This window comes from Salinimicrobium tongyeongense (assembly GCF_026109735.1).
GTDB lineage: Bacteria > Bacteroidota > Bacteroidia > Flavobacteriales > Flavobacteriaceae > Salinimicrobium > Salinimicrobium tongyeongense.
In genome coordinates this window covers 2,770,479-2,797,034 of record NZ_CP069620.1, presented here as the reverse complement: position 1 = coordinate 2,797,034, position 26,556 = coordinate 2,770,479, and the positions used below count along the sequence as shown (strand labels likewise).

The following is a 26,556-nucleotide window of genomic DNA, read 5'->3' as shown; positions in this document are numbered from 1 at the left end:
ATGGCCGAAACCGCTTCAAATACTTTACCGCTGGGAACCCGGCTTATAGATTTTGAATTGCCCGATGCTGTCACGGCAAATCTCTATTCCCTTACCGATGTGCAGGGAGAAAGAGGAACTGTGATCATGTTCCTTTGCAACCACTGCCCTTATGTGAAGCATGTGGTAGATGAGATTGTGCGGGTTGCCAATGACTACAGGGTTCTTGGTTTCGGGTTTGCTGCAATTTGCAGTAACGATGTAGAGAAAGTTCCGGAAGATCATCCAGATCTCATGTGGCAATTCGCCCGAAAACACAATTTTACTTTCCCTTACCTCTACGACCGCACCCAGGAAGTAGCCCGAAATTACAAAGCCGAATGCACCCCAGATTTTTACCTTTTTGACGGGGAGCAAAGACTGGTGTACCACGGACAACTGGACAGCTCCCGGCCCGGGAATGGCCTTTCGGTAAACGGCAGGGAATTAAGAGAGGCTTTGGATGCCCTTTTAGGCAGTCGCCCTGTTCCCGGCCCACAAAAACCAAGTGTTGGCTGCTCTATCAAGTGGAAATACACTCCGAAGGAATGAGGACTGAAGAATATTTTTTTATTGAATATTGAATATTGAATATTTATTGGGAACAATGTCTCAAATCTCAAATCTCAAATCTAATATCTAATATCTAATATCTAATATCTTCTGAAGTCTACAGCTAAAAGATTAACTCATTTTTAACGGCAAAAGAAATTTTAAAGATCATTATTCCTTAATTTTATCTCTCTTTTATTCACATAAAACACAGTTGAAAATGAGCACATTAAGACTTGGAGACAAGGCACCAAACTTTGATGCCGAAACTTCGGAAGGAAAGATCAACTTCTACGATTTTCTTGGTGACAGCTGGGGAATCCTGTTTTCCCATCCTGCCGATTATACGCCTGTATGTACCACCGAACTGGGGGCAGCAGCAAAATATAGAGATGAATTTGAAAAGCGCAACGTGAAGGTGATGGCACTTAGCGTAGACGGCGTGGAATCCCACAAAGACTGGATCAAAGATATCAATGAAACTCAAAACACCACGGTAAACTTCCCCATCATTGCTGATGAAGACCGAAAGGTAGCCGATCTTTATGATATGATCCACCCCAATGCCGATAACACACTTACAGTACGTTCGGTCTATGTTATTGCACCTGATAAGACGATAAAGTTAATGATCACTTATCCTGCCAGTACCGGAAGGAATTTTGATGAGCTGTTAAGAGTGATAGATTCGCTGCAGCTTACCGCTTATAAGAAAGTAGCAACCCCCGCCAATTGGAAATCGGGAGAAGATGTTGTGATAAGCCCTTCAGTAAATAACGAGGAAGCCAAAAAGTTATTCCCTAAAGGTTTTAAAGAAGTGAAACCTTACCTGAGGATGACACCACAACCGGAATAGGAAATTGTATATTGTATAGTGTATAGTGTAATTGCTAAATGAACTTTTAAAGTCTAACGTCTAACATAAAAAAACCTCAGCTCCCACATGGGTACTGAGGTTTTTTTATTGAATTGAAATCAAAATTTTACTTCACCTTTACAAGCTCTACGTCAAAGATAAGGGTGGCGTTTGGAGGAATTACTCCGCCGGCACCACGGGAGCCATAGCCAAGTTGCGAAGGAATAACAAACCGGGCCTGATCTCCTTCCTTCAGAAGTTGAATTCCTTCGTCCCATCCTTCAATTACATGGCCTTTCCCCAATGGAAATTCAATTGGTTGTTTTCTTTTGTACGAAGAATCGAAGACCGTTCCGTCTGCCAACATTCCTTTATAGTGTACAGAAACCGTCTTTCCTTTTTCAGCTTTTTTGCCATTACCTTCAGCGATCATCTTATAACGAAGTCCGCTACTGGTTTTTTCGAAGCCCTGAGCCAGTTCACCCATAAGTTCTTCCTGCTGCTTTTTAGCTGCTGCTTCTCTTTCGGCTTTTGCACCATTGAACAGCCGGAAAGATTCTACTGCATTAAAACTCTTAGCCGATTCACCTTCCCTGATGATCTCAATTTTTTCTATGGTATCACCTTGTTTCACGGCATCTACCACATCCTGCCCCTCAACCACATGTCCAAAAACAGTATGTTTCCCGTCTAACCAGGGTGTGGGCACATGAGTAATAAAGAACTGGCTCCCGTTGGTTCCCGGGCCTGCATTGGCCATTGACAGGATCCCGGGACGGTCGTGCTTAAGATCGGGATGTATCTCATCTTCAAACTGATATCCAGGTCCTCCGGCGCCGCTACCTTTAGGGTCACCTCCCTGGATCATAAAATCGGGGATCACCCTGTGAAATTTGAGTCCGTCATAATAAGGTTTACCTTGAGGTTTAGCCTCATTTTCCAGTTTCCCTTCAGCCAGGCCCACAAAATTCCCAACAGTGCCGGGGGTTTTCTCGTGCTCCAGTCTTATGGTTATCTCTCCTCTTGTGGTGTGGAGTTTAGCGTATAATCCGTCGTTCATGTCTTTGCTTTAAGTTAAAATGCAAAGATAAAGAAATGAATAAGGTTTAATGATTAATGAATAACAAAACGAAGGAGAATTGGGAGAATGTTAAGGAATGGAATAAGATGTCTCCCGCTTGATCCCGCGGATTTTTACAGATGATTAAAAAAATAATGGATTCGCGGCCCATATAGAGGAACAAAAAAGCCGAAACTTTCGCTCCGGCTGTTATTCATTATTCCTTAGCCCTTTATCTTTTAATTGGCTACTTCGCTGATGAATTTGATCCTGTAGAGTCTCAATTCTTCTTCGTCGTAATCACCGTCAAATTCATCTAAGGCTTCTTCAATCTTATCGGTTTGGGCATCGATGAAATATTCATGGATCTCTTCCTGCTGATCTTCATCTAGAATCTCGTCAATCCAGTAATTGATGTTCAGCTTGGTACCACTGTAGACAATGGCTTCCATCTCTTTGATGAAATCGTGCATCTCCATACCTTTAGCTGCTGCTATATCATCAAGCGGAAGTTTGCGGTCTACGTTTTGGATGATGTACAATTTCAACCCGCTGTTTGATCCCGTGGTTTTCACCACCAGGTCATCAGGTCGGGTAATGTCATTTTCATCAACGTACCTGGCTATAAGCTCCACGAACTTTTTGCTGTAAGGTTTAGACTTTTTTCCTTCCCCTACCCCGTGTATATTTCCAAGTTCTTCAACAGAAACAGGATATTTTAAAGCCATGTCTTCCAAAGAAGGATCCTGGAATATTAAATGCGTGGGCAGGCTTAGATCTTTAGCGATCTTCTTCCTTAAATCCTTCAGCATTTTAAGCAGTTCTTCATCTGTACCTCCGCCCGATTTTGCTGCGGAAACTATTCCGTCATTTCCGTCAACTTCATAGATATGATCTTCGGTCATCATGAAAGAACCAGGCTTTTTCAGGAAATCCTCACCTTTTTCAGTGAGCTTCACCACGCCATAGGTTTCGATATCTTTCCGAAGGTATCCGCCAACAAGAACCTGTCGTAGCAAAGCCATCCAGTATTTATCATCTTTACCGGCACCTTTCCCGAAGAGCTCATGTTCATCGGTTCTATGTGACTTAATAACAGCATTAGATTTTCCAACGAGGGTATTTACCACCTCTTTGGACTTGTAAAGCTGTTTGGTTTCTTTAACCGTTCGCAACAAAAGTTCTACTTCAGCTTTAGCTTCGTGCTGTTTTTTTGGATTGCGCACGTTGTCATCCATATCGGCTCCTTCGCCGGTCTTTTCATCAAAATCTTCACCGAAGTAGTGCAGAATGAATTTTCTCCTGGATACCGAAGTTTCGGCAAAAGCCACGACCTCCTGCAAAAGGGCCTGGCCAATTTCCTGCTCGGCTACCGGTTTCCCGCTCATGAATTTTTCGAGCTTCTCAATATCTTTATAGGAGTAGAATGCGAGACAGTGGCCTTCACCACCATCCCTCCCGGCACGCCCGGTCTCCTGATAGTAACTTTCTATACTTTTTGGGATGTCGTGATGTATCACGAAACGAACATCGGGCTTGTCAATTCCCATTCCAAAGGCAATAGTGGCCACCACCACGTCTACTTCTTCCATCAGGAACATATCCTGATGCCGCGAACGGGTCTTGGCATCCAGGCCTGCGTGATACGGAACAGCCGAAATACCGTTCACCTGCAGGGTTTGAGCCAGTTCTTCTACCCTTTTACGGCTAAGGCAGTAAATAATTCCCGATTTCCCCTGGTTCTGTTTTATGAACCTGATAATATCGGCATCTACATTCTTGGTCTTAGGGCGTATCTCGTAATAAAGGTTAGGGCGGTTAAAAGAAGCCTTAAAAGTGCGGGCGTCTGTAATTCCCAGGTTCTTCAGGATATCTTCCTGCACCTTGGGCGTAGCCGTAGCCGTTAGGCCAATAATAGGAATATCATCCCCAATTCGCTTCACAATATGCCTCAGGTTCCTGTACTCGGGCCTGAAATCGTGACCCCATTCACTAATACAATGTGCCTCATCAATAGCAAGGAATGAAATTTTTACGCTGCGTAGAAATTCAACATTCTCTTCTTTGGTGAGGGATTCGGGGGCGACATAAAGAAGTTTTGTAGTTCCGTTGGTAATGTCCTCCTTCACCTGTTTTACTTCGGTCTTGTTAAGACTTGAATTTAAAACGTGGGCGATACCATTTTCCGAAGAAATTCCGCGAATGGCATCTACCTGGTTCTTCATTAACGCAATTAAAGGAGAAACCACAATTGCAGTGCCGTCTTTAATTAGGGCCGGCAATTGATAACATAAAGATTTTCCACCTCCGGTAGGCATTACCACAAAGGTGTTATGGTCATTAACTATACTTTTTATTACCTCCTCCTGGAGGCCCTTAAACTGGCTAAAACCAAAGTATTTCTTAAGTTGTTCGTGTAAATTGATTTCCTGCGAAGTCATTCAATTGTGTTACAATTTTACATACATTTGCATCAAATAAAGATACGTTTTTCTTTACTCCATACAATTTCTAACTCTACAAATTTGACACCTCAAGAAAAAATACTCTCTGTTGCCAGAGAAACCATTTTAACTGAAGCCAAAGCTATAGCAAATTTAGAGCAATTATTAGACCAAAATTTTGCTAAAGCTGTACAGGCAGTATATAATTCAAAAGGCAGAGTCATAATTACCGGAATTGGAAAAAGCGCCGCCATAGCAACAAAGATCGTTGCCACGCTGAATTCTACAGGCACACCCGCCGTTTTCATGCATGCCGCCGATGCAATACACGGCGACTTAGGGTCTATCCTTCAGGACGATGTGGTGATTTGCATCTCAAAAAGCGGGAATACCCCCGAAATAAAAGTGCTGGTTCCCCTCATTAAGAACTTCGGAAATACCCTTGTGGCCATAACAGGAAATAAGGATTCATTTTTGGGAAAACAAGCCGATTTTATCCTGAATTCTTTTGTGGAAAAAGAAGCCTGTCCCAACAACCTCGCACCTACCACCAGCACCACTGCTCAACTGGTAATTGGCGATGCGCTGGCGGTTTGTTTGCTGAACCTTAGGGAATTCTCAAGTCAGGATTTCGCAAAATACCATCCGGGAGGGGCTTTGGGAAAAAAGCTTTATTTAAGGGTGAGCGATATTGCAGACCAGAATCAAAAACCCGCGGTTACTCCAAACACTCCCGTGCCGCAGGTGATCATTGAAATTTCTGAAAAAATGCTCGGTGTCACTGCTGTTCTTGAGGATGACAAAATTACCGGTATAGTGACTGACGGTGACATAAGGAGGATGCTTCAAAAAAGCACAAACATTGCCGGGTTAACGGCTAAAGATATAATGAGCCCTAACCCCAAGACCATAGAGAGCGATGCTATGGCTGTAGATGCGCTTGATGTGCTCGAAGACAACAAAATATCACAGCTTTTGGCTGTAAAAGACGAAAAATATTACGGGGTGGTGCATTTGCACAACTTAATAAGGGAAGGAATTATTTAGATGGCAAAAGTAGAAAAAACTGCCGATGAAATGTCATTTTTGGATCACCTGGAAGAGCTGCGCTGGCACCTCATCAGGGCCACTTTGGCAGTAGTGATTGCAGGCACTGCAGCTTTCCTGGCCAAAGGCTTCATTTTTGACACCCTGCTCTTTGGCCCCACCAGTGCCAATTTCTTTACCTATGATATCCTTTGTCGCCTCTCTACTTTTGTGGGGCTCGAAGGCGGGTTTTGTTTTGAAGACATGCCATTTACCATTCAGTCAAGAACCATGGGCGGGCAGTTCTCTGCCCACGTATGGACCTCGATCACAGCCGGGTTCATCATTGCATTCCCGTATATCATCTACGAGTTCTGGAAATTTATCTCCCCGGCCATGTACGCCAATGAAAGAAATACCGCAAGGGGCTTCATTTTCATCTCCTCGGTGTTGTTCTTTATGGGGGTGCTCTTTGGATATTACCTTGTAACCCCACTCTCTATTAATTTCCTCGGAAAATACCAGGTAAGTGAGGTAGTGCTTAACGAATTTGACATTGGAAGTTACATAAGCCTGGTGCGATCTTCGGTTGTAGCCTGCGGCCTCATCTTTGAGCTACCCATTATTATCTACTTCCTTACAAAAATAGGCCTGGTAACCCCACAATTTCTTCGGAAGTATCGCAAGTTTGCCCTGGTAATTGTACTGATACTTTCAGCAATAATAACCCCACCCGACATTTTGAGTCAGGTAATAGTAGCTATTCCGGTGTTGATACTTTACGAAGTAAGCATCATAATTTCCAGGATTGTCACAAGAAATGAAGCCAGAAAACTAAAAAAACAACAGCCATGAAAAATCAGGTAGAAGAATTCAATGAATATCGCCAAAAAATGAATGACAAGATTCTTGGCGACAACAATAAAGTTATAAAACGCATTTTTAACCTTGACACCAATGCTTACGCCCCGGGCGCACTTGATGTAAAGACCAAAGAGCTGCTGGGATTGGTGGCCTCGGCAGTATTGCGCTGCGACGATTGTATCAAATACCATCTTGAAACCAGCTACAAAGAAGGCTTGTCTAAAGATGAAGTGATGGAAGCCCTCAGCATTGCAACCCTGGTAGGCGGAACCATCGTGATCCCGCACCTAAGAAGGGCATACGAATTTTGGGAGGAGTTGGAAGCTCAAAGCTAGTTCCAGGTTCAAAGTTCAAGGTTTAAAGTTTAAAGTAGTACAATATTGGAGTGAGAGCAGCTACTCTTCGCCCACTGTACACTAATTTTTTATCTTTATAGAAATTTGCACAGTAATTGCAAGCCTAAATACTCATATCTAATATCTGAAATCTCATATCTGAAAAGATGAAGTTATACGCAGAAAATCTTGTAAAATCCTATAAAGGACGGGAAGTAGTAAAGGGGATTTCCCTCGAAGTGAACCAGGGGGAGATCGTGGGGCTGCTGGGGCCAAACGGCGCCGGAAAAACCACTTCTTTTTACATGATCGTAGGCTTGATAAAGCCCAATGGCGGAAGGATCTTTCTGGATAGAGAAAATATCACAAAATTCCCCATGTACAAACGCGCGCAGTACGGGATTGGGTACCTGGCCCAGGAAGCCTCTGTTTTCCGGAAACTCAGTATTGAAGACAACATCATGAGCGTGCTTGAACTTACCAGGCTTTCAAAGAAAGAGCGGCAAATGAAGATGGAATCACTAATTGAGGAATTCGGTTTGGGACATATACGAAAAAACCGGGGCGACCTCTTAAGTGGTGGTGAACGGCGCCGTACCGAAATTGCCCGTGCCCTGGCTACAGACCCGCATTTTATTCTGTTAGACGAGCCCTTCGCCGGGGTTGATCCAGTGGCCGTTGAAGACATTCAGCGCATTGTGGCCCAGCTAAAAAACAAGAATATCGGTATTCTTATCACCGACCATAACGTGCAGGAAACCCTCGCCATCACCGACCGTACTTACCTCATGTTTGAAGGCCGCATCTTAAAAGCCGGTGTGCCCGAAGAACTCGCCGAAGACGAGATGGTGAGAAAGGTGTATTTAGGTCAGAACTTTGAACTTCGGAAAAAGAAGATTTTCCAGTAAATCCCCCTGTCCTTCCAACGAAGGAGGAATCCTCCTGAAACCTTGTGGTTCTTCGCTCCGCTAAAGCTGAATTTTACTAAAGATCTGCGATTAATGCCGCTCAACTACCGGCTCTTCAATAGCCTTATTCGTGAGCATAGACACAACCACATAGCTCACTATAATAAGGGGTACCGCAGCAAACTGCAAAAAGATAAGCAGAACCACACAAAAGATCAAAAAGAGGTAACGGACTTTATTTTCAGCAAAACCCCAGCTGCTGAACTTTAATGCAAATAAGGGAACTTCAGCATTTAACATGAAACAGGAAAACAGCGTTAGTGCACCAAGAAACCACGGGTTCAGAATAATTTCCACTAAAAAAGCCTGCGGCTGAAAAATGAGAATGAGCGGCAGACTTAAAATAAGAAGGGCATTTGCCGGGGTGGGAAGGCCAATAAAGGAATCTGTCTGCCGTTCGTCAATATTGAATTTTGCCAGGCGGTAACCCGATGCAAGGCTCACCAACAGCCCCAGCAAAGCCAAAACCGGAATATTCCATTCCAACAGGTCCTGTCCCGATGTCCAGTCGGTAGGCTGAGCCGCCTCTCCTGGCAAAGCCTGCCTGAACAACTGGAACATCACAATGCCCGGCACCAGGCCGCTGGTCACCATGTCGGCCAGGGAATCAAGTTGCAGCCCGAGTTCAGACTTTACATCGAGTAGCCTTGCAGCCAGTCCGTCAAAAAAATCAAAAAAGATCCCAAGGGCCACAAAGACCGCAGCCATCACCAGGTCGCCCTGCACAGCAAATATGGCTGCAATGCTTCCGCTAAAAAGGTTGACCAAGGTAATGGCATTTGGAATGTGTCTGGCTAGGCTCATGTGGCTTGTTTTCTGTAAAAATAGGAAAAAAAGACTGCTACGGCGATTCAAGGTTCAAAATTCATAATTGAATAGGAGTGTCATTTCAACGAATGAGGAATTTCCAATAATGCACATAAAGTGCTTCACTGCGCAAAGCTGCACTTTTTATGACAATAGTTTGTTCTCGTCAATTATTGCAAATTCGTGCCAACAGGCAGTTCATTGATTATTCCTAATTGCTTAAATTTGTTTTCACACTTCACTATGAAACACTTCCTGTACGCCTTACTCTCCGGAATTTTACTGGCCCTGGCCTGGCCAACTTACGGGTTTCCGCTGTTGCTGTTCTTCGCTTTTGTGCCTTTACTTTACGCCGAACACAACATCAGGATCAATGAGGCACATAACAGGAAATGGAAGATCTTTGGCCTTTCCTACCTCAGTTTTATCATTTGGAATACCATAACCACCTACTGGCTCTATTTTTCCACGCCCTTTGGTGGCATTTTTGCCATTACCGTAAACTCCCTGCTCATGGCACTGGTGTTCCTGCTCTTCCATATCGTGGCAAAAAGGGTAAATTTCAAAGCCTCTTCTTCATTTTTGATAAGTATCTGGATCGCTTTTGAATACCTGCACCTCAACTGGGAATTTTCATGGCCCTGGCTCAACCTGGGGAATGGTTTTTCCGAATTCCCTCACTGGATCCAGTGGTATGAATTTACAGGAACTTTTGGGGGCACACTCTGGGTTTGGCTCACAAACATTGCTCTGCTAAAAATGCTGCTGCTTTACAAACAGCACAAAGCAAAAGAAATCCTCTATCGCGGGTTGTTTAAAAGCGGCCTTCTTATCCTCCTTCCACTCCTGCTTTCTTATGTGATCTTATGGAATTACGAAGAGAGTGAAGAAACGATTGAAGCTGTTGTTTTACAGCCCAATATTAATCCCTACACCGAAAAATACTTTACTTCTGATGCCCGCATTGGAGAATTACTTACCAGTCTTGCTGAAGAAGCCGTGACCCCCGAAACCAAAATCGTCATCGCACCCGAAACAGTTTTCGCCTACGGAACTGTTTTGAGCCGCTTTAAAGATTCTGAAGCCAATTTCTTCACGAGACAGTTTGTTAATAAGCACCCAAAAATGTCATTTTTGAGTGGTATTTCCATGTACGACAGGTTTAGTGATCCGGGCAGGGTAAGAGCGCAAACCAATCAGCTGGGGCATAACGACTGGTACGACGACTATAATTCGGCTTTCATGATCTCTGCCAATGATTCAGTTCATTTCTACCATAAATCAAAACTGGTGGTGGGAGTAGAGAATTTTCCTTATCAGGAGGTTTTAAGGCCTCTCCTCGGAAATGTTATGATAGACCTTGGCGGTACGGTGGCTATGAAAACAACGCAGGAGAAAAGGGCCACTTTTGAAATTACTTCTTCGGAAGAAGTGGGGCCTATTATTTGTTACGAATCGGTTTACGGAAATTTTGTAACCGGATATGTGAGGGAAGGAGCCGATTTTTTAGCCATAATTACCAATGACGCCTGGTGGGGCAATACCCAGGGCCATAAACAGCACCTTAGTTATGCCAGGCTGCGGGCTATTGAAAACAGGCGGGCCATTGCCAGAAGTGCCAACACCGGGATTTCAGCTTTTATCAACGAAAAAGGTGAAATCACTTCAACTTTAGGATATGAAGAACAGGGAGCACTGCGAGGAGAAATAAGCCTCAATGCCCGACTCACTTTTTACAGCCGTTTTGGAGATTACATTGCCCGTATTTCGCTTTTCCTGGCCCTGTTCATCTTTCTTTTTGCCGTGGTGCCCTGGAAAAGGAGCAGGAGGTGAAAATAGTTTGCAGTGCGCAGTAGCGGTGAGCAGAAAAAAACATTATTTGTGTAATTCCTTATTCTCTCTCCCGCCCTCTTCAAAGGAGGACGAACCACACCTGCTCTTCTTAACCCTCGTCACGAATTGCAAATCGGCTCCGGCGGTTTGGGATTTTCAGAAGATGCCCTAAGGTGAGGGAACTAACCTCTATGAAAAAGAACGATCACTCAAATTTAACAAATTGTAAAGCCTTCGTACTCCTGCGAATAGTACTTCTTCGTTAAAACTGCCTACTTGCATTGCTGAGCCCTGCCAACTGAATTACTGTCCTCTAAAAAATATAATTGTACTCAGGGTTTTGATGAGGATGGTGATATCGAGGAAGATATTGCGGTGTTTGATGTAGTAGAGGTCGTATTGGAGCTTTTCGAGACTATCGGCATGGCTGTCGGCATAATCGGTCATCACCTGGGCCCAGCCTGTGAGTCCGGGTTTGATAAAGTGGCGGGTGTCGTAAAAGGGGATTAATTCAGATAATTCCTTTACAAAAACAGGCCTTTCGGGACGGGGGCCAATGAGGCTCATTTCCCCTTTCAGAATATTATAAAATTGCGGGAATTCATCAAGTCGGGAACGGCGAAGAAATTTTCCGAACCGGGTAATACGAACATCGTTCCTGGTAGCCCAAACAGCGCCATGGGGTTCGGCATTATAGCGCATGGTGCGAAACTTCAGGATATTAAAAGATTTTCCACTCCTGCCAATCCTTTCCTGTTCATAAAACAATGAGCCTTTGTTTCCAATCATATTCCCGAAGTAAACAAAAGGCAGCAAAAGCCCCCCAATAATGATCCCCACTATAGAAACCACGATATCGAAAAGACGATGAAAAAACTGGTAAAATTTGTTGTTGTTGCTTCGGCTTAAAGGAAAGAACTGGTAAAAATTTCGCTCGATATGCTGAACCGGAATGCGGTGAGTTTTGTCTTCATAAACCTCGTTAAAATCTTTCACCGGAAAGCCTTTTTTGAGGAGGTAAAGCACCTGGGAGTAAAAACCTTCGGCCGTGGCACTGATATTGGAGATGAGGATTTCATCAATATTCTCTTCCTGCACAGTTTCGGCTAGTTTTTTTCCTGAAAAATCTTTCAGACCCACTTTTTCAGAATTGAACATGTCTGTACCACCCGGATTTACATACCCCACAATATTATAATTGGGATCTGATCTTTGTAAGTGTGAAGCTACCAGCTCAACCTCGAGGGGTTCACCTATGATGAGCACCCGGCGATAAAACCGGGGCGTGGAAATAAGGCTGATATACGCGAACCGCCACAGTAAGAGCGTTAGGAAGATCGTAAGAAAAAAATACAGGATTTGAAGGCGATTTTCGGGCAGTACAGGGGTGAAAACCGGGGTCATTAGGTAAAACAGCACCACAACACAGGTCGCTAAAACCACATTTTTGAGCACCCTGTAGTAACTGCTGGCCTTTTGCAGGTCGTACAGCTCAAAAATCCCACAGAACAGGTTCAAATAAATGGCGAGAACTACTGCCCAATGCCAGGACCTCTGCTCTATATCAAAGTATTCCACATGAAAAAGAATGCCGACCACATACAACGCAAAAAGCACCCAAAAGATATCGAAGATTCGCAGAAATAATTTGCGTTCGGAGATCTCGAAATGCATTTTCTGTTTATGGGGCATGCAGGGATTATTAGGCTGTAAATATAAGGAAGAGTTTGGCTTAGGACTTATGAACTTTGACTTTTTACGGAGATTCTTTCAGGAAAAACTGAACTTCTATTTGATGCGATTGAGAATATATGTGCAGTTATTTCTCTGTTGAAAATTTACTGATCATTGTTAATTGACAAAACTGCCTACTGCTTCAGTATTCCTTTCCAGATTTCCTTCACCCTCTCCCAGTCAAAAGCTTCTACTTTAATCCTCGCTGCGCGGGTTCTTTCCAGAGAATGCTCGGGCCGCTTAAGTATAGTTTTTATGGCTTCTGCCATCCGTTGTGGATCATTGGGTGGAACCAGAACCCCGTCTACGTCTGCAGAAATGAGATATGGGAGTCCGCCCACATTGGTGGAAACAACCGGCAGGCCGAGGGCCATGGCTTCTATCACACTAACTGGAGTGTTGTCAATAGTGGCAGTGTTGAGGAAAATGTCATAGTTTTCTGAAAGCGCCGTCCATTCTTCTTTAGATAGCCTTCCGGGGAAGCGGACAGGAAGGTGATGCAATTTTGCATAACGGATACATTCTTTCCAGGAATCATCTTTTTTAGGGCCTAACATACAAAGTTCGGCATTGGGAAAATCGGGCAGCAGGAGTTCAAGCACTTTTAAAGCCTGCAGCGGATTATAAATCTCTGCAAAGGCACGTACCCAAAGGAGTTTTGGGCGAATCTCTGCTCGTTCTCTATAAAAGTAATCTTTCAGATATATGCTGTTGGGAATGTATCTGACCCGGGTAAAGCCTGCCTGTTGAAATACCGTCTTCATGTAAAGCGAAGGAGCCACGTTCAGAAAAGCTTTGCCAAATATGCTTTTTGAGGCTTTTGGGGAACGCTCCAGCCTGATGAAAAGTCCCCCCCCGTGAAGGATTGGGATATATTTTAACCTGAGGATTTGACAGAGACGTGCTACCGCATAGGCATACCAGAAATTCTGAGTACTGTAGGTATCGATGAGCACGTAATGGGTAGTCCTTCTGATTTTGTAGACCAGATGAAGCATATCGATCAACCGCAGGAGTTTGTTCTTTTTAGCAGAAGCTATTTTTACATCAAAACCTTCTTCTCTCAATAAAGGGGCAAGTGTATCAATTGAGGTGGGAGTGCCGCCCCGGATTGATAGTTGGTTACCTATGTAAAGCAGGTTTTTCATGATAAGAAGCTGAAGTAAAAATAGGGAAGTTTTCCTACTGTTCTTTTTTGCACCGCCCAAAAAAATTTAAGCTTACAAAAATAGGCCGAAATTTATCGTGCAACATCTGAGTTTCCTGAACTCCTGGGAGTAATGTTTACAACAATGCCTATCCAAAATGGCATTGTTGAAAGATAATTTCCTACATTTAGTTCCATAAAAAAGAACCCTTACGCCGAAAAGTGACATCTTTTCAACTTTCCGCTTTCGTTAACAGGGAAGGTTACCGGGTGTCTGTTCTCAGGTATCAGTTTCCGGTTCACCTATATTAACTACTAACAACTAACTATTCTCCATTAACTATTCAACTACTCACTACCATGGATTACACACAAAAAATGCTTCGGGATGATGCTCTAAAAGGAAAAATAATTGTTGTGACCGGAGGCGGCAGCGGCCTTGGAAAAGCAATGACAAAGTACTTCCTGGAACTGGGTGCAAAAGTGGCGATCACTTCGAGAAACCTCGAAAAACTTGAGGGTACCACTAAAGAGCTTGAAGAGCAAACGGGCGGAACATGTTTGCCAGTACAGTGTGATGTAAGACATTACGAGCAGGTTGAAAATATGCTGCAACAAACCCTTGAAAAATTTGGCCGTGTTGATATTTTACTGAACAACGCTGCCGGGAATTTCATTTCCCCCACAGAACGCCTGAGCGCCAATGCTTTTGACACCATTATTGATATAGTTTTAAAAGGCAGCAAGAACTGCACTCTTGCTTTTGGAAAACACTGGATAGATGCAGGTGAAAAGAACAAAGCGGTACTCAATATTGTGACCACTTATGCCTGGACAGGCTCTGCTTATGTGGTTCCCAGCGCCACAGCCAAAGCCGGAGTGCTGGCCATGACCCGTTCCCTTGCCGTGGAATGGGCAAAGTACGGCATAAGAATGAATGCGATCGCACCCGGCCCCTTCCCCACCAAAGGCGCATGGGACAGGCTGCTTCCCGGAGACCTTAAAGACAAGTTTGACCTGGCTAAAAAAGTGCCGCTAAAGCGGGTTGGGGAACACCAGGAACTGGCAAATCTGGCTGCCTATCTTGTTTCCGATTTTTCAGCTTATGTCAATGGCGAGGTCATCACCATTGACGGCGGCGAATGGCTGAAAGGTGCGGGACAATTTAATCTTCTGGAAGCAATTCCGGAGGAAATGTGGGATATGCTGGAACAAATGATAAAGGCCAAGAAGAACAGCTAAACTTTTACATCTTCAGAAGAAAGCCTTAAGATGATTTAACAGGATGAACCCTTTAAAATGCTATTTTTGAAGGGTTTTTTATTAGAGGCCCTGCTAAAAACCTGTTAACAAAATACCTTTCGTAAACCTATAATAAATTGTATTTTTACCCTTTAAATCCAAAATAACTGAATGGGTAAGATCATTGCCGTTGCAAATCAAAAGGGAGGTGTAGGTAAAACTACAACTTCAGTAAACCTGGCGGCATCTCTAGGGGTGCTGGAAAAAAAAGTTTTGCTCATCGATGCCGATCCGCAGGCGAATGCCACTTCGGGTCTGGGAATAGATGTTGAATCGGTTGAGTTGGGAACTTACCAGTTGCTGGAGCACTCCATAGAGGCCGAAAAAGCGATTATAAAGACCGAATCCCCGAACCTCGACATCATTCCGGCGCACATTGACCTGGTGGCCATTGAAATTGAGCTGGTAGACCAGGAAGAGCGGGAATATATGTTAAAGAAGGCTATTGGGCACCTTAGGGAACAGTATGATTACGTGATCATTGACTGTGCCCCTTCTCTTGGGCTGCTCACCCTTAATGCCCTCACAGCTGCCGATTCGGTTATCATTCCTATTCAGTGTGAGTATTTTGCCCTGGAAGGTCTTGGAAAGCTGCTCAACACGATTAAAAGCGTACAAAAGATACACAACCTGAAACTGGATATTGAAGGGCTGCTGCTCACCATGTACGATTCGCGCTTAAGGTTATCAAACCAGGTGGTGGAAGAAGTACAAAAGCATTTTGACGAAATGGTGTTTAAGACAATCATTCAGCGAAACGTGCGTTTAAGTGAAGCCCCCAGTTACGGGGAGAGCATTATAAATTATGATGCCGGCAGTAAAGGTGCGAGCAATTACCTTAGTCTTGCACATGAAATAATAAAGAAAAACTCATAGGAGAAGATGGCGAAGGCGACAAAGAAACAAGCTTTGGGACGAGGACTTTCAGCACTGCTGAAAGACCCTCAAAATGACATTAAATCGGCTGAAGATAAGAATGCAGATAAGCTGGTTGGGCATATTGTGGAGCTTGACCTGGATGCGATTGAAGTAAACCCATTTCAGCCAAGAACAAGTTTCAATGAAGAATCGCTGCGAGAACTTGCATCTTCGATAAGGGAACTGGGAGTAATTCAGCCCATTACCGTAAGAAAATTAGATTACAACCAGTATCAGCTAGTTTCGGGGGAAAGACGTTTTAGAGCCTCTAAACTTGTGGGGCTGCAAACCATTCCCGCCTATATTCGCATCGCCAATGACCAGGAGTCGCTGGAAATGGCACTGGTAGAGAATATTCAGCGACAGGACCTCGATCCCATTGAGATTTCGTTGTCTTACCAAAGGCTTATCGATGAGATCAACCTTACGCAGGAGCAGTTAAGCGAGCGCGTGGGCAAGAACAGGTCTACAATTGCCAATTACCTGCGATTGCTGAAGCTAGACCCTATTGTGCAAACCGGGATGCGCGACGGATTTTTGAGTATGGGACACGGCCGGGCCCTTATTAATATTGAAGACAGCCAGACCCAGCTTGAAGTATACGAAAAGATACTCGCCAGTTCCCTTTCGGTAAGAGAGACCGAAAAACTGGTTAGAAACCTTCAGGAAGGGAAACCTGAAGCCAAAACTTCTGCTTCCACTTCAAGCATTTCAAGGGATGTAAAGAAAAGCATCAGGGAGTTTTCAGAAAAACTGGGAGCCAAAGTAGATGTTAAGGTGTCAAAAAAGGGAAATGGGAAGCTCATTATTCCTTTTACTTCCGAAGAAGATCTTAATCGTATCAAAAGGATCATACAGGGTGAAGATTAAAAACCTCATAGCGTTCTTTATCACCTGTCTCTTTTTCCTGCAAGCCTCGGCACAGGAAGATTCGCTGCTGGTAGACCCGCAGCTGGTGATTGAAGAACCTGCCTACAAACCTTACGACCCGCTCTCCCCTGCCCGTGCCGCATTTTATTCTGCCGTACTCCCGGGACTGGGACAAGCCTACAACGGCAAATACTGGAAGATCCCTATCGTGTATACTGCTTTGGGAGTTGGTATATATTTTTATTTTGAAAATGACCGTCAGTACGACCGTTACCGCAGTGCCTACAAAAGCAGGCTGGCCGGCAATACCAATGACGAATTCTACGATGACAACGGCCAACCCCGGGTATCAACCAGCGGGCTCATAGAGGCGCAGCGGTTTTACCAGCGCAACAAAGAAGTCTCCATTATGGTCACTTTGGGATTGTATGCCCTCAATATTATAGATGCCAACGTTGACGCCCACCTGCAACAATTCAACGTGAGTGAAGACCTGTCACTTAAGCCAAACCTTGATTACGACCAGTTTACGGGAACTACAGGTTACGGCATTACTTTAAACTACAATTTTTGATGAAAATAGCTTTACTGGGTTACGGAAAAATGGGTAAGACCATTGAAAGACTAGCTGTAGAACGTGGCCATGAAATAGTACTAAAAGTGGACAATGATATTGATAACGCCGATCTTCAAAAGGCCGATGTCGCCATAGATTTTAGCGTGCCAAATGCTGCCTTTAAGAACATCACCACCTGTTTTGAAAAACAAATCCCGGTGGTTTCCGGGACTACCGGCTGGCTGAAGAAGTACGAAGAAGCCGTTGAGCTATGCAAAAAGCAGGATGCCGCTTTTATTTATGCATCCAACTTTAGCCTTGGCGTAAACCTGTTCTTTGAATTGAACAGGAACCTGGCAAAGCTAATGAACCGGTTTAAAGAGTACAATGTGGCCATAGAAGAAATTCACCACACCCAAAAACTGGATGCCCCAAGCGGTACTGCCATTAGTTTAGCGGAACAGATCGTCGAAAATTCAGATAAGACCGGCTGGCGGCTGGATGAGGCAAAAGAGAACGAAATTCCAGTAACTGCAAAAAGGATCGAAAACGTACCCGGCACTCACAGTATTTTATATAATTCTGAAGTTGACAGCATTAAAATAGAACATGTGGCCCACTCCCGCGATGGTTTTGCACTTGGCGCTGTTATAGCTGCCGAGTGGCTTCAGCATAGAAAAGGAATTTACAGCATGAAAGACGTGCTGGGCTTGTAACAGAATAGTACTACGGCAGACCAATAAATAAACTACGCTCATGACATTCACAAACTGGATCTTGTTTGTTCTTCTTGTTCAGCTTATCCATTTCGCAGGAACCTGGAAATTATATCAAAAAGCAGGTCGTAAAGCCTGGGAAGCAGCCATACCCGTATATAACGCAGTTGTCTTAATGAAGATCATCAACAGGCCGTGGTGGTGGGTGATTTTGCTGTTCATCCCCATTGTTAACCTCATTATGTTCCCGGTAATATGGGTGGAAACCGTGCGCAGTTTTGGCCGTACTTCTACTACAGATACCATACTGGCTATTGTTACCTGTGGCTTTTACATTTATTACGTCAATTACTTTGGTGATGCCAAATACAGGGAAGGTCGCAGCCTGCAACCCGGGAGCGCCGCGGGAGAATGGATAAGTTCTGTTCTCTTTGCCGTAGTTGCTGCCACCATAGTGCACACTTATGTAATGCAGCCCTTCACCATTCCCACTTCTTCCCTTGAAAAGACCCTGCTGGTTGGGGACTTCCTGTTTGTGAGTAAATTTCATTACGGGGCACGCACCCCAATTACTTCTGTCGCCTTCCCGATGGTGCACGATACCATTCCGGTGTTGGGGATAAAATCATACTGGAACAAACCTCATATTCCTTATTTCAGGATCCCGGGATTCCAGGACATTGATCGCAGCGATATAGTGGTATTCAACTGGCCGGTAGATACGGTGAGACAGTTCAGGGATAAATCGGGTGTACGTTACGACAAGCCTGTAGACAAAAAATCGAATTATGTAAAAAGAGCCGTTGGCCTACCCGGGGATTCCCTTGAGATTATTGACGGAAAAATCCATGTCAACAACCAGCCCCTGGAGCTGCCAGACAGGGCTAAACCCCAGTACTCATACACCGGCACCACAAAAGGGCAGGGATTTGACCCCTATGCCATGTATAAAATGTATGATATTACCGATGCATTTTACCACGACCCCAACACTAACCAGTTCTTCATCCAGTCTTTAACTGAAGAGAATTACCAAAGGCTAAAGAACCACCCCAATGTGGCCTCTATAGAAAGGGTTGTTACTCCGGCGGGGCAAGGGGAATCTATTATCTTCCCGAACAACAACAGGTTTGACTGGAATGCCGATAATATGGGGCCTCTTTATATTCCAAAAGAAGGGGTGACCGTACAAATCACACCTGAGACGGTTGGGTTCTACCGCCAAATCATCGAAACCTATGAAGGCCTGGAAATGGGTCGCGAAAGGGAGATCTCGTTTAGAGGTGACCAGGTACTTTTAAATGGCCAGCCTTTGAACACCTACACCTTTGAGCAGGATTACTATTTCATGATGGGAGACAACCGCCACAACAGTGAAGACAGCCGCTACTGGGGTTACGTTCCCGAAAATCATATTGTGGGCAAACCTGTGTTTATCTGGCTTAGCCTTGACCCCAACGCTTCGGGCCTTAGCAAAATAAGATGGGAGCGCATGTTCACCACCGTAGGAGGGCAGGGGGAACCGGTTTCTTACCTTCCTTACGTTCTTGTGGTGGTAGTTGGCCTGGTAGGGTATAGCTTCTTCAGAAAAAAGAAAGCTAAATAACATTTTATCATGCAAAAACTGCTTTTACATCCTGCGTATTTCGGGCCGGTGTCCCAGTTTGTGGCAATGCTTAATGCTGAAGAGCTTATTTTTGAAAATGAAGACAACTACCAGAAGCAAACCTACCGCAACCGCATGTATATTTATGGTGCCAACGGAAAGTTGCTGCTCAACATTCCCATTAAGCACACCGGCAACAAATCGGGGCATCAAAAATACAGGGATATAAAAATTGAGAATGATTTCCCATGGCAAAAACAGCACTGGAAATCTTTAGAGACAGTTTACCGCACCTCGCCTTTCTTCGAATTCTATGAAGATGAATTCTATCCTTTGTATCACAAAAAGTTCGAGTTTTTAATGGATTTTAATTACCACAGCCTGCAGTTAACGCTAGATTGCCTGCAGCTGGATCTCGAATACAGGAAGACCACAGAATACTTTAGAGAGCCCGAAAACATGATAAACGGGCGTTCCCTTATTGAAGCCAAAAACAGGTCTCCCCGGGCGCTAGAACCCTATTTTCAGGTGTTCCAGGAGAAATTCGGTTTTATGAATGACCTTAGTGTAGTAGACCTTATTTTTAACGAAGGCCCTAACGCCTTAAACTACCTGGAGCGCCAGGAAATCTCACTCCCCTAGCCTGAGGCGTGCACTAATAGGATAATGATCTGAATACGGAACCTCATAATTTTGAAAGGTGAGAATTTCTATAGATTCCTGTGGAAGGATAAAATCTATGCGGAGCGGTAAAATGTCAAAAATCTCGAAAGTTTTTCCGAAGCCATTTCCGGCTTCCTTGTAAGCGTCATTGAAACCTATATCCCGCAATTCCCTATACACATAAGAATAGGCCGTATTGTTGAAATCACCCAGGATAATTGATGGATAAGGGCTGGCCAGTACAGCTTCCTTGACCAGTTTCATTTGACGTTCCTGTTTTACAAACGTCTGACCCATGCCAAAAAGCACCTTTTTTGAATGCTCTTTCTCAATGGTGTTCAGGCTGGGTTTGATCCCGAAAGACTGTAAATGCACATTCACTACCCTTATGGTGTCGCCGTTCTTTACAATATCGGCAAAAACAGCATTGTTGTTGCTATGGGTGGGAAAATCTAAAGAACCCGAATTTATAATGGGATATTTCGAGAACAGCGCAAGCCCGAATTCGGCATTCTCCTCTTTGAGTTTGATATATTTATACCGAAAGCTCTTTGCTATTTCCAGTTCTCCTTTATAGTACTCCTGCATGGCCACCACATCGGGATCTTGTGCTTTTATAAAAGCTGTGATCTTCTGCGGAATATCTACATCTTCGGCCCAGCCGTATTGATTGAACTGCCTTACGTTATAGGTCATGATCTGGAGCACATTATCTTCTACCATGCCGTCTTCTTCCGAAGAAACCTCGTACACAGAAGTAACGTGGTTAAAGCCTATTAAAAGTACCACCAGGGAAAGAATGACCTGCCGCCTCAACCTGAACAGCCAGAACAACAGGAAAATGATATTGACGATAATTAACAGCGGTACCCCCAGGCTAAAAACAGAAAGTAATGCAAATTTTGCGGGGGGAATGTAAGGCAGTAAATACGCAAAAAGCAGCGCTACTGCAAAGAGGATGTTCAGCAAGAACAGGAACCTGTCAAACCAGTTGAGACCTTTCATTAATTGTCTTTTCCTGCGTTGAACAAATAGTCCTTTTCCTGCTTTGTCAGGCTGTCGTAGCCACTTTTTCCAATCTTGTCTAAAATGGCATCTATCCTGGCCTGTTCTTCTTTTTTGTTGCGTATGCCCGCGCTGTTCCTCCCTGAAGTGCTGCCCGTAGATTTCCTTTTGTGAACGGTCTTTAAATTACTCTTTCTGCCCGAGCCGGAATTCGATGAAAACAACGAAGCGATCCAGTCCAGCAGCTTTTCAAATCCGCTTGCAATGTTGTTCCCTTTGCCCAGTTGCCTGGCGTAGAGATACCCAAAACCGGCCCCGCCCAGGTGCGCCAGGTGACCACCGGGGTTGGAAATAGGGATCTGGATCACATCCAGCACCACTAAAAATGCCGCAATCCACCACAACTTGATACTTCCAAGTAAAATAAGCCTTACCCTCATGTGCGGTATGTGCGTGGCTATTCCTACCAAAATAGACATTACCGCAGCCGAAGCCCCTATGAGATAAGATTTCCCCATTCCCTGGAAAGCAGGGAACAAATTATAGCTCGCCATGTAGACCAGCGCGCCGAATATACCTCCCAAAAAGTAGAAATTCAGCAGCTTTTTTGGAGAGAAATAGGTGAGAAAATACACTCCTGAAAAATACAGGATCAACATATTAGACAGCAAATGCCACAGGCCGCTGTGTAAAAAAGCATAGGTAATTATTGACCAGGGTTTGAACAGGAATTCTCCCGGCTCTTTTGGGAAGACCAGCCATTCCAGGATAAAGTCCACCTCAAAGCTGAAGAGGAAAGCGAGAGTCTTAAGAAAGAAAAAAAGCACAAAGGCAATTACATTGACAGCAATGAGCTTTTCACTCACCGTAGCCATTGCGATCTTTGCTCTTATGTTACTCCTGTTACTTCTCATTAATCCCAGCGGTTTTGGTTAAACTGGTTCTTTTTCCAGTACCACATCATAATAAAACCAAAGAGGGCCCCTCCTATATGTGCAAAGTGGGCAATCCCTCCTCCAAATATAGAATATCCCGTTAACCCGGAAAAGAGGTCGAGCGCAATTAATGCCGGAATAAAGTATTTTGCCTTTATGGGCACCGGAACAAAAAGCAGGAATAACTCCACATTTGGGAACATCATTCCAAACGCTACCAGGATCCCATATATTGCGCCCGATGCTCCCACAGCAGGAGTAATATAAGTTTGAAACATGGTTCTCAACACATCCTGATCTACCCCTTCAGGGATCCTGAACTGGCCGCTACTGGCAATAGAAGCATAAGATTCCCGCAAATACTGCTCTACCTCCATACTGCCAAACCCGGCATCGAGAAGGGCACTGTATCCTGCCTGAAAATGATAATAATTCACCAGCGTGTGAATTATGGCCGCACCTATCCCTGCCGAAAAGTAGAAGAAAAGGAATTTATTTTTTCCCAGCACCTGCTCAATGGGGCTTCCAAACGCCCAGAGGGCATACATGTTAAAGATAATATGAAAGATGCTGTTAGGGTCGTGCATAAACATATGCGTAACTACCTGCCAGAACTGGAAATTATCGTTTTCAACAAACCACAGGGAAAATAGCTGATAGGCCTGATCTCCCAAAACCTGGCTCCCTATATAAACTATGACATTAATTATCAAAAGAACCTTTACGGTTTCGGTCATTCTTCCCATTTACATAAACTTTTTATCCAGTTCGTCTACTGTCAAGGTAATAAATACAGGCTTATTAAAAGGCGATAAGCTCGATTCCTTACAGGCAAACAAACTATTCACAATATTTTGTTGTTCCGCGATATTTAGTGCCGTACCCGATTTTACCGCCATTCCCCTGGCGAGGGACTTCGCAAGGGTATCTACCTGCGAAAAAGCCGCTCCCGGCACTTCATTTTCCAGGTCGAGCAGTAACTGCTCCAGCAAAATTTCCACCTCACTTTCTGAAATAAGCGTCGGAATTCCGCTAATCTCCACACTGTCTTTCTTTACTTCTGAAAAAATAAATCCTGTTTGCTCCAGCGAATCCCTGATTTCCTTGAGCAGCTCCATTTCATTGGTGGAAAACTGAATTTTTAGAGGAAATAACAACTGCTGGCTAACAGCCGAAGTCACCGTAATATTTTTCAGTAATTCTTCATAAAGAATCCTGGTGTGGGCGCGTTGTTGATCAATAACCAGTATTCCGCTTTTTAAGGTAGTGACAATATACTTTTTATTAAGCTGAAAAGTAGTGCCTCCCGCTTCGCCTTCATCTTTCATCCCAAACAGGTTGCCGGTAACCTCATCGCTCTCAAACTCCACCTGCGTTCTCCCCTGGTGTATTTCGGTTCCTTCACCCCTAAGCCCGTTGTACAAGCTCTGCCAGCTTCCGGCAGATTTATCTGACCTGTAATTTGGAGTGGTGTACCCGCCGCCCGACTTTTCAGTCTTAAACGGATTAAAATTAGGGTCTACTTCAACTTTTGGGGGAGTGATCTCTTTTTGAGAGAATTCATAAGGGGTATCAAGACTTGCATCCCTGTCAAAATCGAGCACCGGTGCCACATTGAACTGCCCCAGGCTATGTTTTATAGAGCTGCGCAAAATGGTATACAGCGCATGCTCATCGTCAAATTTTATTTCGGTCTTGGTGGGATGTATGTTGATGTCGATGCTTTTAGGGTCAACGTCCAGGTACAAAAAGTAGCTCGGGTAAGCTTTATCTTTCAGCAGTCCTTCAAAAGCTGCCGTTACCGCATGATTGAGGTAAGGGCTTTTAATAAACCTGTCATTGACAAAAAAGAACTGTTCTCCCCTGCCCTTTTTGGCAAATTCGGGTTTCCCCACAAAGCCGTGGATCTTTACTATAGCAGTATCTTCCTCGACCGGCACCAGTTTTTCATTAGTCTTTCCGCCAAAGATGTTCACAATGCGCTGCCGGTAATTGGCCTCGGGCAACTGAAATAACTCACTGCCATTGTGAAACAGTGAAAATTGTATGGAAGGGTGCGCAAGTGCAACTCGTTGAAACTCATCTATCACATGCCGCAATTCCACGCTGTCACTTTTTAGAAAATTTCTGCGGGCAGGGATGTTGTAAAAAAGGTTCTTGACGCAAATGGTGGTTCCCACCGGCGTAACGCAGGCTTCCTGTGAAGTCACCTCACTTCCTTCAATTTTAATGCAGGTTCCCACTTCATCATCCTTCCGCCGGGATTTTAATTCTACATGTGCAATGGCCGCGATAGACGCCAGTGCCTCCCCTCTAAATCCTTTTGTTTTAAGGCTGAAAAGATCTTCGGCCGAATTGATCTTGGAAGTTGCGTGCCGCTCAAAACACAATCGGGCATCGGTAACGCTCATACCCTTCCCGTTGTCGGTGACCTGGATAAGCGTCTTTCCGGCTTCTTTTACGAGTATTTTTATGCTGGTGCCCCCGGCATCAATCGAGTTTTCGAGCAATTCTTTAACAACCGAAGCCGGCCTCTGCACCACCTCACCTGCTGCTATTTGATTGGCGACATGGTCTGGCAGGAGATGTATAACATCTGTCATTTAATATGGATTGCTAAAAATGGATAAATCAAAGTCAATGATCCACAGGAAAATAAGAACAAGAATGGCAATGATGACAAGCACGGTTTTATTGATCTCGCGGTTCCCACGGTGCCGGCTACTTTCGCGGGCTTCTTTCCACTGGCTGCCAAAATCTATGGCATTAGTGGCTTCCCTGTACTTGTTGAATTTAGAATCAAATTTATAAACATTCCCGGTATCCTTGCCTTTATAGTAACGCGGAGTATAATTATACCGATTGTTTTTCTTTGGTGCTGAAAAAATGTTGAGTTTAAGCATTACTTCTTTTTATTTCCCGGAAATATCAAATTTACTGAAAATGCTCAAAATTTCCGAAGGTTAGATGAGCAAACTCAGTAACACAAAAATAATGCCTTAGCAAAAAAGGAGTTAGATTCGGGAATCTTTCCGAAGTTGTGCCATTTTAATAGCCGCTACAGCCGCCTCGGCACCTTTATTCCCGTGTTTCCCTCCAGACCTGTCCAGGGCCTGTTGCCTGTTTTGATCGGTCAAAACACAAAAGATCACCGGGATATCGCTTTGTACATTGAGGTCTTTAATGCCCTGCGAAACCGCTTCACACACAAAATCAAAATGTTTTGTCTCGCCTTCAATCACACTACCAATGGCAATAATGGCATCAAGCATGTCATACGATTCCTGCATTTTTTTACAACCGTAGATCAACTCAAAACTGCCGGGAACATTCCAGCGAACTATCTTTCGCTCGAGCACGTCGTTTTCAAGAAGCACCTTAATGGCACCCTGGCAAAGACTTTCGGTTATTTCTTCGTTCCATTCAGAAACAACAATCCCAAACCTGAATTCCTTCGCGTTTGGGATTTTGTTCTTATCGTATTCTGAAAGGTTTTTTCCTTCTGTAGCCATATGTGTTTTACTGTTGCATTGTCTGCGCCTGCCCAAGATACACCTTTACTCTGTTGGCTTCAACAGAATCTGGGTATTCATTTTGAATTTTGTTCAGGTACTTTTCGGCTGTAGCCCCATCTCCTAACTTGATTGCCGTCACTGCAGCCTTCATAAGGAATTTTGGAGTAGTAAAATTATTGTCGCGCATCTTGGCAGCCTCTTCATAGTAGCTCAGAGCTTCTTCGGGCTGGTCAAGTTGTAAAAATGCATCACCAATAGCACCTTTTGCAAGAGGGGCAAGTATTTGATCGTCACTCTCAAAATCATCAAGAGATTCTATAGCCTGCTGGTACTGGTTGGTATTGAGATATGCCATCCCGGCATAGTAAAGCGCCAGGTTACCGGCATTTGTAGCCCCGTAGTTCTCAATAATATCCTGGAAACCGTACTTACCTTCCCCACCGGTCAAAGCCAGGTTGAAAAGGGAATCGCTTTGTGCCCCCGATGCCTGCAACGCAGTGTCAAAATACTGCTGTGCCATAAACATTTCGTTGGCAGCCTCGGCCTCTTTTGGCTCCTGTATAAACTCTTCGTAAGCAAGATACCCAAGTATGGCTGCGGCAGCAACTCCAATAATGATAAAAATGTACTTTTGGTTTCGGGCAACCCAGGCCTCTGTTTTGCTCGCACCTTCATCGAGAGAATTAAACACTTCCGCAGTTGTAGAATGATCTTCAACAGCAGCCTGCTGCTCCTCTTTGTTATTGGGCTTATATCCTCTTTTCTTGTAAGTAGCCATAAATAAACGTTAATTGAAGCGCAAAAATAGAATTTTTCTTTAAAATTA

The 26,556-nt window shown here is 44.2% G+C and carries 26 protein-coding genes; 14 read left to right on the top strand and 12 right to left on the bottom strand.

Annotated features, from left to right (window positions below; all coding sequences use genetic code 11):
- Nucleotides 1-570 carry a thioredoxin family protein gene (locus JRG66_RS12425; protein ID WP_265163088.1) on the top strand — a complete coding sequence of 190 codons (570 nt, stop codon included), beginning with the start codon at nucleotides 1-3 and terminating at the stop codon, nucleotides 568-570.
- 220 nt (nucleotides 571-790) lie between these two features.
- A complete protein-coding gene (locus JRG66_RS12420) occupies nucleotides 791-1,426 on the top strand; it encodes a peroxiredoxin (RefSeq protein WP_265163087.1) in 636 nt (211 codons plus the stop codon).
- A 127-nt stretch (nucleotides 1,427-1,553) separates the two neighbouring features.
- Here the strand turns inward: JRG66_RS12420 and JRG66_RS12415 are convergent, their stop codons facing one another.
- Nucleotides 1,554-2,486, bottom strand: a complete 933-nt coding sequence (locus tag JRG66_RS12415; RefSeq protein ID WP_265163086.1) for a peptidylprolyl isomerase — start codon at nucleotides 2,484-2,486, stop codon at nucleotides 1,554-1,556.
- Nucleotides 2,487-2,725: 239 nt separating this feature from the next.
- Nucleotides 2,726-4,927, bottom strand: a complete 2,202-nt coding sequence (locus JRG66_RS12410) for a RecQ family ATP-dependent DNA helicase (RefSeq protein ID WP_265163085.1) — start codon at nucleotides 4,925-4,927, stop codon at nucleotides 2,726-2,728.
- Nucleotides 4,928-5,011: 84 nt separating this feature from the next.
- On the opposite strand from JRG66_RS12410, the gene JRG66_RS12405 reads away from it, so the two are divergent.
- From JRG66_RS12405 to lptB, 4 genes are all read left to right on the top strand, one after another.
- Complete coding sequence (locus JRG66_RS12405; RefSeq protein ID WP_265163084.1) at nucleotides 5,012-5,977, top strand: KpsF/GutQ family sugar-phosphate isomerase; 966 nt, start codon at nucleotides 5,012-5,014, stop codon at nucleotides 5,975-5,977.
- Nucleotides 5,978-6,811 carry a twin-arginine translocase subunit TatC gene (tatC, locus tag JRG66_RS12400; protein WP_265163083.1) on the top strand — a complete coding sequence of 278 codons (834 nt, stop codon included), beginning with the start codon at nucleotides 5,978-5,980 and terminating at the stop codon, nucleotides 6,809-6,811. It begins immediately after the preceding gene.
- The gene (locus JRG66_RS12395) at nucleotides 6,808-7,155 is read left to right on the top strand and encodes a carboxymuconolactone decarboxylase family protein (protein WP_265163082.1); all 348 of its coding nucleotides are present in this window, start codon (nucleotides 6,808-6,810) and stop codon (nucleotides 7,153-7,155) included. Before tatC ends, JRG66_RS12395 begins: the two co-directional genes overlap by 4 nt.
- 167 nt (nucleotides 7,156-7,322) lie before the next feature.
- On the top strand, nucleotides 7,323-8,063 hold the full coding sequence (lptB, locus tag JRG66_RS12390; RefSeq protein ID WP_265163081.1) for an LPS export ABC transporter ATP-binding protein: 741 nt from the start codon (nucleotides 7,323-7,325) through the stop codon (nucleotides 8,061-8,063).
- 90 nt (nucleotides 8,064-8,153) lie between these two features.
- Here the strand turns inward: lptB and JRG66_RS12385 are convergent, their stop codons facing one another.
- On the bottom strand, nucleotides 8,154-8,927 hold the full coding sequence (locus tag JRG66_RS12385; RefSeq protein ID WP_265163080.1) for a CDP-alcohol phosphatidyltransferase family protein: 774 nt from the start codon (nucleotides 8,925-8,927) through the stop codon (nucleotides 8,154-8,156).
- 246 nt (nucleotides 8,928-9,173) lie between these two features.
- Here JRG66_RS12385 and lnt point away from each other — a divergent pair, with 246 nt between their 5' ends.
- Nucleotides 9,174-10,763, top strand: a complete 1,590-nt coding sequence (gene lnt / locus JRG66_RS12380) for an apolipoprotein N-acyltransferase (protein WP_265163079.1) — start codon at nucleotides 9,174-9,176, stop codon at nucleotides 10,761-10,763.
- Nucleotides 10,764-11,066: 303 nt separating this feature from the next.
- On the opposite strand, the gene JRG66_RS12375 is transcribed toward lnt, so the two are convergent.
- Complete coding sequence (locus JRG66_RS12375; RefSeq protein WP_265163078.1) at nucleotides 11,067-12,455, bottom strand: exopolysaccharide biosynthesis polyprenyl glycosylphosphotransferase; 1,389 nt, start codon at nucleotides 12,453-12,455, stop codon at nucleotides 11,067-11,069.
- A 176-nt stretch (nucleotides 12,456-12,631) separates the two neighbouring features.
- Nucleotides 12,632-13,645, bottom strand: coding sequence for a glycosyltransferase family 4 protein (locus JRG66_RS12370; RefSeq protein WP_265163077.1), 1,014 nt, complete (start codon nucleotides 13,643-13,645; stop codon nucleotides 12,632-12,634).
- 359 nt (nucleotides 13,646-14,004) lie between these two features.
- On the opposite strand from JRG66_RS12370, the gene JRG66_RS12365 reads away from it, so the two are divergent.
- From JRG66_RS12365 to JRG66_RS12335, 7 genes are all read left to right on the top strand, one after another.
- Nucleotides 14,005-14,886: an SDR family oxidoreductase gene (locus JRG66_RS12365; RefSeq protein WP_265163076.1), complete on the top strand. Its 882-nt coding sequence runs from the start codon at nucleotides 14,005-14,007 to the stop codon at nucleotides 14,884-14,886.
- Between the two features lie 171 nt (nucleotides 14,887-15,057).
- Entirely contained in the window at nucleotides 15,058-15,822 is a 765-nt protein-coding gene (locus JRG66_RS12360; protein ID WP_265163075.1) for a ParA family protein, read from the top strand.
- Between the two features lie 6 nt (nucleotides 15,823-15,828).
- Complete coding sequence (locus JRG66_RS12355) at nucleotides 15,829-16,734, top strand: ParB/RepB/Spo0J family partition protein (RefSeq protein ID WP_265163074.1); 906 nt, start codon at nucleotides 15,829-15,831, stop codon at nucleotides 16,732-16,734.
- Complete coding sequence (locus JRG66_RS12350) at nucleotides 16,724-17,308, top strand: DUF5683 domain-containing protein (RefSeq protein WP_265163073.1); 585 nt, start codon at nucleotides 16,724-16,726, stop codon at nucleotides 17,306-17,308. Before JRG66_RS12355 ends, JRG66_RS12350 begins: the two co-directional genes overlap by 11 nt.
- Entirely contained in the window at nucleotides 17,308-18,006 is a 699-nt protein-coding gene (gene dapB, locus JRG66_RS12345) for a 4-hydroxy-tetrahydrodipicolinate reductase (protein ID WP_265163072.1), read from the top strand. The genes JRG66_RS12350 and dapB overlap by 1 nt, the downstream gene beginning before the upstream one ends.
- Nucleotides 18,007-18,046: 40 nt before the next feature.
- Nucleotides 18,047-19,612 (top strand): signal peptidase I, encoded by a 1,566-nt coding sequence (gene lepB, locus JRG66_RS12340; protein WP_265163071.1) that lies wholly within the window; start codon nucleotides 18,047-18,049, stop codon nucleotides 19,610-19,612.
- A gap of 9 nt (nucleotides 19,613-19,621) precedes the next feature.
- A complete protein-coding gene (locus tag JRG66_RS12335; protein ID WP_265163070.1) occupies nucleotides 19,622-20,254 on the top strand; it encodes a WbqC family protein in 633 nt (210 codons plus the stop codon).
- Here the strand turns inward: JRG66_RS12335 and JRG66_RS12330 are convergent.
- The 7 genes from JRG66_RS12330 to JRG66_RS12300 form a co-directional block, all read right to left on the bottom strand.
- Entirely contained in the window at nucleotides 20,243-21,280 is a 1,038-nt protein-coding gene (locus tag JRG66_RS12330) for an endonuclease/exonuclease/phosphatase family protein (RefSeq protein WP_265163069.1), read from the bottom strand. The genes JRG66_RS12335 and JRG66_RS12330 overlap by 12 nt on opposite strands.
- Nucleotides 21,280-22,194: a rhomboid family intramembrane serine protease gene (locus JRG66_RS12325; RefSeq protein WP_265163068.1), complete on the bottom strand. Its 915-nt coding sequence runs from the start codon at nucleotides 22,192-22,194 to the stop codon at nucleotides 21,280-21,282. Before JRG66_RS12325 ends, JRG66_RS12330 begins: the two co-directional genes overlap by 1 nt.
- Nucleotides 22,194-22,961 (bottom strand): rhomboid family intramembrane serine protease, encoded by a 768-nt coding sequence (locus tag JRG66_RS12320; protein WP_265163067.1) that lies wholly within the window; start codon nucleotides 22,959-22,961, stop codon nucleotides 22,194-22,196. The genes JRG66_RS12325 and JRG66_RS12320 overlap by 1 nt, the downstream gene beginning before the upstream one ends.
- Nucleotides 22,962-24,818, bottom strand: coding sequence for a DNA mismatch repair endonuclease MutL (mutL, locus tag JRG66_RS12315; RefSeq protein ID WP_265163066.1), 1,857 nt, complete (start codon nucleotides 24,816-24,818; stop codon nucleotides 22,962-22,964).
- Nucleotides 24,819-25,118, bottom strand: a complete 300-nt coding sequence (locus JRG66_RS12310) for a hypothetical protein (RefSeq protein ID WP_265163065.1) — start codon at nucleotides 25,116-25,118, stop codon at nucleotides 24,819-24,821.
- A 111-nt stretch (nucleotides 25,119-25,229) separates the two neighbouring features.
- Nucleotides 25,230-25,727, bottom strand: coding sequence for a 6,7-dimethyl-8-ribityllumazine synthase (gene ribH / locus JRG66_RS12305; protein WP_265163064.1), 498 nt, complete (start codon nucleotides 25,725-25,727; stop codon nucleotides 25,230-25,232).
- A gap of 7 nt (nucleotides 25,728-25,734) precedes the next feature.
- Entirely contained in the window at nucleotides 25,735-26,508 is a 774-nt protein-coding gene (locus JRG66_RS12300; protein ID WP_265163063.1) for a tetratricopeptide repeat protein, read from the bottom strand.
- Nucleotides 26,509-26,556 lie beyond the last annotated feature (48 nt).

Coding starts and splice junctions, on each gene's coding strand:
- JRG66_RS12425 (WP_265163088.1), top strand. CDS start 1: ATGGCCGAAACCGCTTCAAATACTTTACCGCTGGGAACCCGGCTTATA.
- JRG66_RS12420 (WP_265163087.1), top strand. CDS start 791: ATGAGCACATTAAGACTTGGAGACAAGGCACCAAACTTTGATGCCGAA.
- JRG66_RS12415 (WP_265163086.1), bottom strand. CDS start 2,486: ATGAACGACGGATTATACGCTAAACTCCACACCACAAGAGGAGAGATA.
- JRG66_RS12410 (WP_265163085.1), bottom strand. CDS start 4,927: ATGACTTCGCAGGAAATCAATTTACACGAACAACTTAAGAAATACTTT.
- tatC (WP_265163083.1), top strand. CDS start 5,978: ATGGCAAAAGTAGAAAAAACTGCCGATGAAATGTCATTTTTGGATCAC.
- JRG66_RS12395 (WP_265163082.1), top strand. CDS start 6,808: ATGAAAAATCAGGTAGAAGAATTCAATGAATATCGCCAAAAAATGAAT.
- lptB (WP_265163081.1), top strand. CDS start 7,323: ATGAAGTTATACGCAGAAAATCTTGTAAAATCCTATAAAGGACGGGAA.
- JRG66_RS12385 (WP_265163080.1), bottom strand. CDS start 8,927: ATGAGCCTAGCCAGACACATTCCAAATGCCATTACCTTGGTCAACCTT.
- lnt (WP_265163079.1), top strand. CDS start 9,174: ATGAAACACTTCCTGTACGCCTTACTCTCCGGAATTTTACTGGCCCTG.
- JRG66_RS12375 (WP_265163078.1), bottom strand. CDS start 12,455: ATGCCCCATAAACAGAAAATGCATTTCGAGATCTCCGAACGCAAATTA.
- JRG66_RS12370 (WP_265163077.1), bottom strand. CDS start 13,645: ATGAAAAACCTGCTTTACATAGGTAACCAACTATCAATCCGGGGCGGC.
- JRG66_RS12365 (WP_265163076.1), top strand. CDS start 14,005: ATGGATTACACACAAAAAATGCTTCGGGATGATGCTCTAAAAGGAAAA.
- JRG66_RS12360 (WP_265163075.1), top strand. CDS start 15,058: ATGGGTAAGATCATTGCCGTTGCAAATCAAAAGGGAGGTGTAGGTAAA.
- JRG66_RS12355 (WP_265163074.1), top strand. CDS start 15,829: ATGGCGAAGGCGACAAAGAAACAAGCTTTGGGACGAGGACTTTCAGCA.
- dapB (WP_265163072.1), top strand. CDS start 17,308: ATGAAAATAGCTTTACTGGGTTACGGAAAAATGGGTAAGACCATTGAA.
- lepB (WP_265163071.1), top strand. CDS start 18,047: ATGACATTCACAAACTGGATCTTGTTTGTTCTTCTTGTTCAGCTTATC.
- JRG66_RS12335 (WP_265163070.1), top strand. CDS start 19,622: ATGCAAAAACTGCTTTTACATCCTGCGTATTTCGGGCCGGTGTCCCAG.
- JRG66_RS12330 (WP_265163069.1), bottom strand. CDS start 21,280: ATGAAAGGTCTCAACTGGTTTGACAGGTTCCTGTTCTTGCTGAACATC.
- JRG66_RS12325 (WP_265163068.1), bottom strand. CDS start 22,194: ATGAGAAGTAACAGGAGTAACATAAGAGCAAAGATCGCAATGGCTACG.
- JRG66_RS12320 (WP_265163067.1), bottom strand. CDS start 22,961: ATGGGAAGAATGACCGAAACCGTAAAGGTTCTTTTGATAATTAATGTC.
- mutL (WP_265163066.1), bottom strand. CDS start 24,818: ATGACAGATGTTATACATCTCCTGCCAGACCATGTCGCCAATCAAATA.
- JRG66_RS12310 (WP_265163065.1), bottom strand. CDS start 25,118: ATGCTTAAACTCAACATTTTTTCAGCACCAAAGAAAAACAATCGGTAT.
- ribH (WP_265163064.1), bottom strand. CDS start 25,727: ATGGCTACAGAAGGAAAAAACCTTTCAGAATACGATAAGAACAAAATC.
- JRG66_RS12300 (WP_265163063.1), bottom strand. CDS start 26,508: ATGGCTACTTACAAGAAAAGAGGATATAAGCCCAATAACAAAGAGGAG.